This window comes from Cereibacter changlensis JA139, assembly GCF_003034985.1.
GTDB lineage: Bacteria > Pseudomonadota > Alphaproteobacteria > Rhodobacterales > Rhodobacteraceae > Cereibacter > Cereibacter changlensis.
Window position 1 is genome coordinate 1 of record NZ_PZKG01000130.1, and the last position, 10,903, is coordinate 10,903.

8 protein-coding genes and 1 pseudogene are annotated in these 10,903 nt (G+C 65.1%); 2 read left to right on the plus strand and 7 right to left on the minus strand.

Annotation, left to right across the window (positions count from 1 at the left end):
- From C5F48_RS18990 to C5F48_RS19025, 7 genes and pseudogenes are all read right to left on the minus strand, one after another.
- Positions 1-349, minus strand: a 349-nt coding sequence (locus C5F48_RS18990) for a transposase (protein WP_258186534.1), incomplete at its 3' end; no start/stop codon positions are given.
- Between the two features lie 298 nt (positions 350-647).
- A complete protein-coding gene (locus C5F48_RS19000; RefSeq protein WP_107665398.1) occupies positions 648-1,235 on the minus strand; it encodes a biliverdin-producing heme oxygenase in 588 nt (195 codons plus the stop codon).
- A gap of 57 nt (positions 1,236-1,292) precedes the next feature.
- Positions 1,293-3,773 (minus strand): TonB-dependent receptor, encoded by a 2,481-nt coding sequence (locus tag C5F48_RS19005; protein WP_170139776.1) that lies wholly within the window; start codon positions 3,771-3,773, stop codon positions 1,293-1,295.
- A gap of 199 nt (positions 3,774-3,972) precedes the next feature.
- Positions 3,973-4,950, minus strand: coding sequence for a FecR domain-containing protein (locus C5F48_RS19010; protein ID WP_107665400.1), 978 nt, complete (start codon positions 4,948-4,950; stop codon positions 3,973-3,975).
- The gene (locus C5F48_RS19015; protein WP_107665401.1) at positions 4,947-5,447 is read right to left on the minus strand and encodes a sigma-70 family RNA polymerase sigma factor; all 501 of its coding nucleotides are present in this window, start codon (positions 5,445-5,447) and stop codon (positions 4,947-4,949) included. The genes C5F48_RS19010 and C5F48_RS19015 overlap by 4 nt, the downstream gene beginning before the upstream one ends.
- Before the next feature lie 403 nt (positions 5,448-5,850).
- Positions 5,851-6,096 (minus strand): annotated as a pseudogene (locus C5F48_RS19020) (transposase); the annotation flags it as partial.
- A gap of 97 nt (positions 6,097-6,193) precedes the next feature.
- A complete protein-coding gene (locus C5F48_RS19025; protein WP_107665402.1) occupies positions 6,194-6,784 on the minus strand; it encodes a cysteine hydrolase family protein in 591 nt (196 codons plus the stop codon).
- A gap of 99 nt (positions 6,785-6,883) precedes the next feature.
- Here C5F48_RS19025 and C5F48_RS19030 point away from each other — a divergent pair, with 99 nt between their 5' ends.
- Together C5F48_RS19030 and C5F48_RS19035 are read left to right on the plus strand one after the other, a co-directional pair.
- Positions 6,884-7,852 carry a GlxA family transcriptional regulator gene (locus tag C5F48_RS19030; protein ID WP_107665403.1) on the plus strand — a complete coding sequence of 323 codons (969 nt, stop codon included), beginning with the start codon at positions 6,884-6,886 and terminating at the stop codon, positions 7,850-7,852.
- Between the two features lie 351 nt (positions 7,853-8,203).
- A partial coding sequence (locus C5F48_RS19035; protein ID WP_181247730.1) for an autotransporter outer membrane beta-barrel domain-containing protein occupies positions 8,204-10,903 on the plus strand: 2,700 nt, incomplete at its 3' end.

Consider the following 10,903-nt stretch of genomic DNA (forward strand, 5'->3'; position numbering starts at 1 on the left):
AATACGCGGGCCACGGAAAACCCTTGGCTTCCAGACGCCGGCTGATACGTTCGAACGAGCCGTTGCGCTGACCGGTTGAACCCACCGCCGCTTTCTTGAGGATGTCACGCTCCGCCCGAAGCCGGGCGACCTCTTTCTTCAAGGCTGCAACCTCGGCCAGATCAGCGCGCAACTGCCCGTTCCCGGGAAACGCAACAGCAGGGGTTGCGGTCAGCTCCCGCATCCAGCGGCGCAACACGCTCTCCGCTACATCGAGGTCACGGGCGGCCTGCGCCACCGCCACACCCCGATCCGTCACCAGCCTCACGGCCTCGATCTTGAACTCGCGGCTGAACTTCCGTCTCGTCATATCCACTCTCCGGTTCATGGGTCACGATCTTATCTTCGTTTCCACGAAACCGGCAGCAGCTCACCTGTTAGCTTTGCTTCGGCGAGAGGGTGACTGATCTGCGACGCTCGAAGAGGTCCCCGACAGCGCCGGCACTTCCTCCATCGGCAAGACGGGATCGACGCGGTGCTGCTAGAACAGGTAGACATGGTCGGACCGCAGGCGCTTCAACGCAGCCTCGGCCACCGCCTTGATGTGCGGGGGCTGGCTGTCGGTGCCGCCGCTGCGGGCCCCTGTCACAAGGTTGCTCCGCCGCCGGTCATTCCAGATGCTGCGCTGCGAGAGCGCGGACGCGGGCGAAGGCGGCATTGGCTCCGACGACCAGCTGCTCTTCCTCGGCGGCGGTAAGGGCGGCACCGTTCAATGCCTCCTTGAAGCTGCGCCAGTGGGCGGCCCGGCCCTCGGGCGCTTCCGCCATATGCGACGCTCCGCGGCCCTCTGACAATCCCATCTTCCGCGCCGCTTTCAGCAGGAAGGCCGCCCCGAGGTTGGAGCCCTCCACCACATAGAGCCAGCCGAGCGCTGCGCTGGCCGTCCGTGGCGCAGCGGGTGGCGAGCTGTAGACCGGCGGGGCCCGGCCCAGATCGGCGAGATCTCGTGTCACCGCCCCGAGCCGTCCGAGACGGTCGAGGCTTGGGATCAGAGCGTTCAGGACGGGATCACCATAGAGCGGGGCCACATCCCGATGGAAGCCGTGCTGGAGACGCAGGAAGCGGAGGTAATTGTCCACCGAGGCGAAGGGTTGCGCCGCCATGATCGCCGCGTCCAACCTCTCGTGGGTGGAGTGGGTCGCGGCGCGGAGGCGCTCCGCACGGGTCAGCAGTGTCTGGGTATCCTGAAGCGTCATAATCCGGTCTCTGGGAAAGGGGGAGTTGGCCGGGCGCGACATCCGCCCGGCCCGATGTCAAAAGGTTGCGCTCACTCCGAGCCGAAGCGTGCGACCGGGGGCAGGGGTCCAGCCGTCGAGGGCATCGACGTAGTAGCGGTCGGCCGCGTTCTCGATGCGCAGATCCAAGCGGGCGCTGTCGCTGAACTCGTAGCTCGCGAACAGGTTGACCACCGTATAGGGCTGCCACATCGCGGTGCGCTGCCGGTCCTGCGTCGTCGGCGCCGACATCCGTTTGCCAGCGTGCTGCGCCTGAAGGCCCATGGACAGCCGCTCATCGAAGAGCTTCACTCCGGCGGTGAGGCTCAGCGACAGATCGGGAGGGACGTGGTTGGCTGCGTAGTCGGTCTGGACATTGCCCGAGCTGCAGTCGCCGTTCCGACAGAATTCCGCGTCGGTGTAGTAGTTCGCTCCGACCTCCGCGAAAAGCCGGCGGTTCTCATAGCTGCCGGACAGTTCCACACCCTCGAACTCTGCCCGGTCGATGTTGGCGAAGGTGAACACCGGCTGCCCGGGCATCGGGTCGGCAGTGACGCGCGAGATGTAATCCCTGTGCCGGTTGTTGAACCAAACGAACTTGAGCCGAGCGCTGTCGCCCGGTAGGAAAGCGGAGTCGCGGGCGAAATTCGCGCCGATCTCCAGCGAGCGCGACCGTTCCTGGCGGAGGTCCGGGTTGGGGGTGGCGTTGGCATCCGACACCATGGTCTCGCGCAATGTCGGCGGCCGGATGCCCATCGCGTAGCGGGCGAAGAGCTGCAGCTCGGGCGTGAGGTCATGGCCCAGCGAGATCGTCGGAGTGAGGCGCCCGCCGTCACGCCGGTCGCCGCCGGCCCTGGCGGTCTCGCTGCGGTCCCTCAGCCGCCAGGCGTCGTAGCGCAGCCCGGCCTCGAGACGCCAGTCCGCTGCGAAATCCCATGTGGTCGAGCTGAACAGGCTCGCCACCTCGCGCGTGCCGACGCTGGGCGTCATCCAGACGCAGCGGTCGCGCTCGAAGGTCCGGCTGCAATAGGTGTCGCCATCGATGTCCTCGCGCTGGTAGGACGCCCCATAAGTCAGCGACAGCGCGCCGCCGCCGACCGAGAAACGCGAGGTGTTGGAGACATCGGCGCCGTAGGTTCTGGTCCGGGCGTAGCGCGGCTCGTCGGCCGGAACATATCCCCATTGCTCGAGCCCACCGAGAGCCGCCGTGACCGCGCGGGTGGTGCCCGCCACATCCGACATCCAGACGCCGGCCTTCAGGTCGACCAGCGGGCTGTCGGGCGCGTGGGTGTAGCGCAGGGTGTAGGTCTTGGCCGACAGGTCCGAGAGTTTCACCTGCCGGAAGCCATCGTCCTGCTGGAACATCAGAGACCCCATCGACTCGCCGAACCGAGTGTCGTGCTGGGTCAGGCCCAGGCTTAGCCGCTGCGCATCGCCCCAGGTCCAGGCGAACTTGGCCATGAGGGTCGAGGAGTCCTCGGATGAGTTGAACACCTCCTCGCCGGGCTTGGTGAAGGAAAGCAGATAATCGCGCCCGTCATGGCTATAGGTTGTGTCGCCATGCCGCCCTGCGAAATAGTTGCCGCGCTTGCGCTCTGCGGCGGCCAGCAGCATCTCGAACCGTTCGCCCACATAGCCATATGCGAGGCTGCCCGAGCGGTTTCGCCCGTCCAGCCCGGGCGCGTCGTCACGCTGTCCAAAGCTGCCCGGGTCCTGCGGCGCAGTGGCGTTGTCGCTCGAGCCGAAACGCAGGCGCCAGCCCTGGATCTCACCCTCGGCCACCACATCGCGCCCCTCCAGCGTGCGGATCGCCACCACGCCGCCGGTGGAGCCGGCCCCCGCCGCGCCGCCGCCTGGGCCCTTCGAGATGTCGATGCCGCCGATGAGGTCGGGATCGAGGTAGACGCGCTCATCGACGCCGGCATAACCGCGCCATGTCGTAGAGGTCTGCTGCGTGCCGTCGATGGCGACCTTCACCCGGTTCTGGCCCTGCATGCCGCGGATGTTCACATCCAGCTTGGAGCCGTTGTGGTTGTTCGCCGCGATGACGCCGGGCGTGCCCTTGAACAGGTCGCCGACGGCGCCGCTGTAGCGCCGCTCGAGCTGGTCGCCGTCCAGACGGGCGACGGCGCCCAGCGTCCGATAGGGATCATCAGCTTGGCTGCGCCAGATCAGAAGGGGGGCGAGCAGGGTCGATCCGTCTGCGGGGAGCGAGGACGTCCGCCGGCCCTTCGGAACAAGGATGAAGTTGCCGCTGCCAGCGGGTTGCAAGTCATGGCCACTCCCGGCCAACAGACGGGCAAAGCCCTGCTGCACCGTGTAGCTACCGCTCAACCCTGGACTGGCAAGGTTGGACAGGGTCGCAGGATCATAGACGAGCTGCACGCCCGCGGCGGCCGCATAGGCCGCCAGCACATCGCTCAGCCGCCCGGCGCTGATGGCGTAGTCTCTACTTTGCGCCGCGGCCGGCAGTGCTAGCAGGCCTACCGCAAAGGTTGCCCCCAACAGGCGCGCAGCCATCCGCAGTGTCTCCGCGCCAGGTCGTTTCTCAGTCCCGCCGCCGCCTCGCGCCGTCCTCGATCTCGTCTTCATCATGCTGCTTCTTCCCAAACCGAAGGATGAAGGGCAGTGCTGCGATCAACGTGGCGTCGGCCCCTATGCTTCTTCACCGGACGAGATCGGAAAAGTGATCACCCCCACGGCAAAAAAGTCCGGACGATCAGCTACGCGCTGTCACGGTGACCCAGAGGCCCGATCGGCGGACCACCCGGACCGGGAGCGTCTGCGCCAGCAACTCGAGCGCGCTATCGGTGTCGGTCAGGGACAGCGCTCCGGAGACGCGCAACCCGGCGACCGCCGGATCGCAGCGCAACAGGCCGTGGCGATACCGGGAAAGTTCCTCGATCACCTCGGCAAGCCGCATGTCCTGCGCAAGAAGCATGCCTTGCCGCCAGAGGGCGGCCCTGTCTTCGACCGGGCGGCTCTCTCCAATTCCGTCGCCGGTGAATTCGGCCTGCTCGCCGGCCTGCAGCGTCGCGCCAGCGCCGCGGGCGGTGGCGACGCTTACCGCCTGCTCGAAGACCGAGACGCGGATGCGCGCGTCGGTGAGACAGCGCAGGCCGAAGCGCGCCCCTGCCGTCTGCACCTCGCCCTCCGGGGTCTCCACGAAAAAGGCGCGCGCCGCGGGGTCGGGGACGGTGGAAACGAGGATTTCGCCTTCGAGGATCCGGAGCCGCCGCTCCGCGCCGCTGAACGTCAGGTTGACCGCAGTGGCCGTGTTGAGCGCAAGCTCGGTGGAATCCGGCAGCATCAGCGTCCGGCGCTCGCCGACGCCGGTGCGGAGATCGGCGAACCAGCTGCGCCACGGCTGATCGCGCAGGGCGAGCGCCCCTGCCGGCGCGGCGAGGCCCGCGAGGACGAGGCCCCGGAGCAGCATCCTGCGGCTGGTCGACGGCCCTTCCCGACGCAGGACGGTCTTGCCGATCACCGCCGCCACCGGATCTGGCGGCCGGAACATCTCTTGTGCACGTTCCCAGGCCGCCGCATGTCCGGCGCTCTGGCGGAGCCACCGGTCGAAGAGCTTGAGAAGGCTCTCATCCGGATCATCGTAGCGCAGGGTGATCGCCCAATCCGCTGCCTCCTCCAGCAGCCGCGGGTCGAGGCCATCTGTCTGGTCAGGCGTCGCAGCCGGGCTCATGCGGCGGCCATGCAGGCGAGGAGCGCCCGCTTCACATGCCGCCGCACCGTGATCACGGCGACGCCGGTGCGGTCGGCGATCTGTTGCAGAGTCAGCCCGTCGAGCTGTGCGAGCAGGAAGATCTCCCGCGTCTGCCGCGGCAGTTGGCCGAGGATGGCGTCGACCCGCATCAGGCCCTCGATCAGGATCAACCTGTCTTCTCCCGACGGCGCCTGCGCCGGCGGCAGATGCGAGATCGCGTCGAGATAGGCGCTTTCTATGTCCTTGCGGCGCCAGTGATCGACGACCAGCCCCTTGGCGATGTGGGTCAGCAAGGCCCGCGGTTGCGGGCCGATCCGGTCCGGAGCCCGCTTTCCGAGCAACAGCCGCAGGAAGGTGTCCTGCGCGAGATCCGCCGCATCGGCGCCGTCCCCGAGCCTCCGGCGCAGCCAGGCGACCAGCCAGGCGTGGTGATCGGCGTAAAGCGCATGGGCGGGATGTCTTGACGACCCTGTCAACGGAAAGACGCCCCCGGCGTTCTTGGAGGATGAAGATTTTGGGGGTGAACCTGAACGAGCGATACGATGGATGGTCGCAGGTTGCAACCGGGTTAGCCCGGTTGCATCTGACCGCGAGACCGTGCGTTGCGGGCAATCCCGGCTCCATCTGACACAACGGTGGGAGGTGCCGCCGGCACCACCGACTAGCCCGCCATTCAGACCTGCTGCTTTCCTTCATTCTCAATCGGCCATTTGTGCAGGTCACAGCGTGCTGGCCAGAGACTCTGCAGGCGTGCGAAACTAAGCCGCCAACCCGCGCGTCATCTAGCGCTATCGAGCCGGAAAAGCTCCACCTTGGTTAACGTCCCATCTGATGGTGTAGCTGACCGCGGGCCTCGTGCTCGGAAGCGGGTCGAGTTGGTCAGTCGCACGGCGCGGCAGGCAGGCTGAAGGTGAGATCATCGCAGACCGGAGCGAGGGTTTCCAGCGTCAGGTATCGGCCACGCTGGACGGTCCATTCCTCGGTCTGTTCCATCAGGACCGCGCCGACCAGGCGTCGGATCGATGCCTCGTTCGGAAAGATCCCGACCACGTCGGTGCGCCGCTTGATTTCACCGTTGAGACGCTCGATCGGATCCGTGGAACGTAACTTGGCGCGGTGCTGGGCCCGACCCTACCGGAAAACCCGATGACCACCGCGCCGCCGCCCGCCTGCTACGGCGCTTCATGCGAGCGCGCGAGCGGGCGGCGGTGCTACCGGCGAGCTACACCATTTGAAGGGACGTCACCACTGCACGCACCGAATGACAGCGTCCGCTGCGGAGGAAATTCTCGGTGCTGATGACATCACCATAGAAGAACGCGAGGGAGCCCATGATCGCGGTGTGCACATGTGCGGCGGGGACGGTCTGCCCGCCAAACTCGATATCACGGGTCGCGCAGGCATCGTGGATCGTTGTCGTCTTGAAGCCATGGTCGTTGGCGGCACGGGTGGTCGCATCGATGCACATGTGGCTCATCGCGCCGATCACGGTCACATCCTTGATCCCCTTCTCATAGAGAAGGGCTTTCAAATCCGTGTCGCGGAACGAGTTCGGGAAGTTCTTGGTGATGACGGCCTCGTCGCTCCGCGGTGCAACGACCTCGTTGATCTCCGCCCCTTGGCTGCCAGGCACAAATATGGGTCCCCCCGGCGCTTCGTGGCGGATGTTCACCACGAGGTCGCCATTGAAGCGCGCGTGCTCGATCACGCGTGCTGCATTTCCGGCGGCGACCTCGATCCCCTGAAGGGGCAGGTTGCCGGACGGCCAGTATTCATTCTGAAGATCAACGACGAGAACGGCGCGCTTGGACATGAAAGTCTCCTGAGATCGATTTCCTGTTGCCTAGAACATGGCGCTGCGCGATGGCTTGGACGACTGGCATTATCGACATTGTCGAGGGCAATACCGACAATGACACAGGTGACGATTGGCATCGTCTTGTATCCGGGAGCGCAGATGTCTGCGGTGCTGGGACTGACCGATCTCTTCACTTTGGCGAGTCAATTCGGCGGCGAGAATGAATCTGCTCTCCCCCATCTGCGCGTCCGACATCTCAAGATCGATCCTGGCTCGCGGGCCCACGTCATCTTCGACAGTGCTGGGCATCCAGATGAGGCAAATCGGCTGCGGTCCGATGTTCTGATCCTCCCGCCCACCCTGGAGGCGCCGCTCAGCCCTGAAGCGGCCGCCCCTGCCGCCAGATGGCTTTGCCTACGCCATGCCGAGGGTTCGGTGATCGCGTCCATTTGCGGAGGCGCCTTCGTGCTGGCCGAAACGGGGCTGCTTGACGGACGCGCTGTCACCACGCACTGGACTTATGAACAAGCGCTCCATGACAGGTTTCCCAAGCTGAAGGTGGATGTCGACCGGCTTGTCATCGACGGCGGTGATATCATTTCTGCAGGAGGACTGATGTCATGGATCGACCTTGGCCTGATCGTGGTGAACAGGTTTCTTGGTCCGATGATCATGGCGAGGACGGCGCAGATGATGCTGGTCGATCTGCCCGGGCGTGAGCAACGCTTTTACAGCGGGTTCATTCCCCGTCTGTCACATGGAGATAGTGCGATCCTCAAGGCGCAGCATTACCTGCAAACCCAAGAGGGCAAGGACACCCGCGTTTCGGTTCTGGCTGAGCACGCAGGGTTGGAGGAACGCACCTTTCTGCGTCGCTTCCAGAAGGCCACGGGGCTGACGGCCACCAGCTATGCTCAGCGCCTACGGGTGGCCAAATCACAGGAACTGCTGCAGTTCGGCAAGCAACCAGTGGAGAGCATTGCTTGGCAGGTAGGCTACTCCGATCCTGGTGCATTTCGGAAGGTGTTTCACCGTATCGTCGGTTTGACGCCCGGAGAGTATCGGCAAAGGTTCAGTGCATGATCCATCCCTCTATCGCGCTTGATCGACCAAAGTCATCGCCTCGGCGGGCGAGTTCAATCCCGCCGAGGATGCACGAAAACTCCGTCTGAGAGCGCAACGCCCCGGCGTAATATTTCCCGTGACCCACACAGACACCTTTTTCGCGACTAGTAAACGGCCACCAGTCGGTCGGATGCGCCGGACCGCAGCTCCAACTGATCGCGGGCCGGGTGGTCAGCTATACCCTGAGTTGTGCGGTTGACAGGGGGGAAGATGTTCCGCAAATTATCGCCATGATAATTTAATGTCCCTATCTCGTGCTCTGTGGCTCAGATGAAGGCGTTAAGAAAACTCAGGGTAGGTCGTTTCTCCATGCAGAAAAGCACTTTGCGCAGCACTTCTTTCGCCGATGGCCGTCGCGCCGTGAAGATCATCTTTCCCTTTCTTGCAAGTCTGATGACCAGCGCCGCCAGCGCTCAAACATGGACCGGTGCTGAGAGTTCCGACTGGACCGATGCGGCGAACTGGAGCACGGGTGTTCCGGTCGATGGCACGGCCTTCGCAACTACAAATGGCGTGCAGCCTGTCTTGGATGACGCGCAAGGTTCAGCCGGAACGCTCTACCTGGGTTCGGTGTTAGGCTCGACCCTCACCATACAGAACGCCGCCGAGTTAACGGTGAACACTGCGATCGTCGGCAACAGCACCAACAACAACCATCCCAGCAACATGCTGGATCAGCAGTCCGGGACTCTGAACTTGAGCTCCGGATCCACGCTCGATGCAGATTTCCTGCATGTCGGCTATTACGGCAGCGGAACGGTCGAAGTGACCGATGGCGCCGCGCTGACAGTCACCGCTTCGACCATTGTGGGCGGGTTCAACAAGGGCGATCTCAATTTCGGCGGGGCCGGCACTGAAGCGTCGCTGCTTGGGGGGCTTGTCATCGGCGATGCCGGTGACGGGACGATGTCGATCACGGACCAGGCCAAGGTGACCAGCGCCGCCGCGACCATCGGCAAGCAGGCGACGTCCGGGTCTTCCGTCGAGGTCAGCGGAGACGGCGCGACATGGGAGATCGCCGATGGCGGCTCGCTCCTGATCGGCAGCCAGGGTGAGGGCAAGCTCTCCATCAAGGAGGGCGGCGAAGTCCAGGCGTCAGGACACGTCTTCGTCGGCGACGAGGCCGGATCTGTCGGCGAAGTGGAGGTCTCCGGAGCCGACAGTCGGCTGGAGGCGGTGGGGTATGTCGCCCTCGGCAACGAAGGCAGCGGTGCCGGCGCTGTGACAGACGGGGGTATCCTGCAGGCTGAAGACGTGATTGTCGGATGGTCCGAGGGGGCGGTTGGCGACTTGATCGTCTCGGGAGCCGGATCGGCGGTGAACGCCGAAAACATGCTCATGGTGGGCAACGATGGCGACGCCATCGCCACCATTTCCGACGGAGCATCGGTAAATGGCATTTCTTCGAACGCCAACGCTGTCGTCGTCATCGCCAACAACAGCGCTTCGACCGCCACGCTCAACATCGGCGCGGCTGCGGCCGATGCGGCTTCGGCGGCCGGATACATCAATGTCGGCACGCTCCTCTTTGGCATGGGAAGCGGTGAGCTTGTCTTCAACCACACCGGTGAGGGCTATGATTTCGATGCGGTCATCAATGGGCTCGGTGCATCGAGCACGATCACCCATCTTTCGGGCGACACCCTGCTGACCGCCGACAGCAGCCTGTTCGGCGGGGTCACCAATGTGGACGGCGGCATCCTGCGGATCGGAAACGCCCTCGGCGGCGACCTCCATGTCAGGGGCTCCGGCACATTGGCCGGGTCCGGCATGGTGGAGACGGTCACCGTCGAGGCTGGCGGCAGCCTGTCTCCCGATGGTGCGCTGACCGTGACGGGCGATGCCTCCTTCGCATCCGGATCGTTCTTCCGCGTGGATGCGGATCCCACCGGCAACGACCTCCTGGATGTCGGCGGCACGCTGGACCTGAACGGCGGCACCGTGATCCACCACGCCAGCAACGCGGTCTTCAAACCGCTGTCACGCTATCGCATCGCCACAGCATCGGAGGGTGTCGAGGGCGTATTCGACGGTGTAGAATCCGATCTCGCCTTCATGAATGCCGAGCTCAGCTACGACCTCAAAGACGTATGGCTGGAACTTGTGCGCAACGATGTCGACTTCGCGGACATCGCCCTGAGCCGCAACCAGCGGAACCTGGGGGCGGCGCTGACGCGGCTGTCGGTGGATGAGCCGCTGGTGCGGTCGATCATGGGGATGTCGGAAGCCGGCGCGCGGCTGGCCTATGACCAGCTCTCCGGCACCATCCACGGCTCCACCGCCGCGGCCTTCGTCCAAGACACCGCCATGGTGCGCGAACTGATGCACCACCGGATCCAACGGAACGAGCCCGCCGCCGGCGCCGACGTATCCCGCAGCAACCGCATGAGCTTCCTCGCCGAGGAAGAACCGGCCCGGAGCGGCATGTGGATGCAGGGCTTCGGCGCCCGGTCCGACTTTTCCGGCAACGGCAACGCCAGCGGCGCCGAGCGGTCGCTCGGCGGTCTCGCCCTTGGCTATGATCAGGATCTGGCCATTGGCCTCACCGCCGGCATGATGGTCGGCATGTCGTCCTCCTCCGTCTCGAACGACGATGGCGCGAAGGCCGACGCCGACACCGTCACCCTGGGTGCCTATGCCGGATCCGGCGGGCCGGGTCTCCGCTTCGGCGGCGGGGCCTTCGTCAGCTGGCATGACATCGACACCGTCCGCAGCCTCGCATCGGTCGGGCAGGGCGCGGCGATCGGCGGCTACGACGCCCGCACCTACTCGATCCATGCCGAAGCCAGCTATGACGCCCGGCTTGCCGGGCGCCGGGTCGAGCCCTTCCTCTCGCTCGCCCATGTCAGGCACGAGAGCGACGGCTTCACCGAAACCGGCGGGACCGGCAGCCTCTCGGTGGAGGGGATGTCGACCGACACCACCTTCACCACGCTGGGCCTCCGCGGCAGCGCGATGCTGGACTCCCGGTTCAGAGGGGTCGAGCGGATCGTCGTCACCGGCATGGCC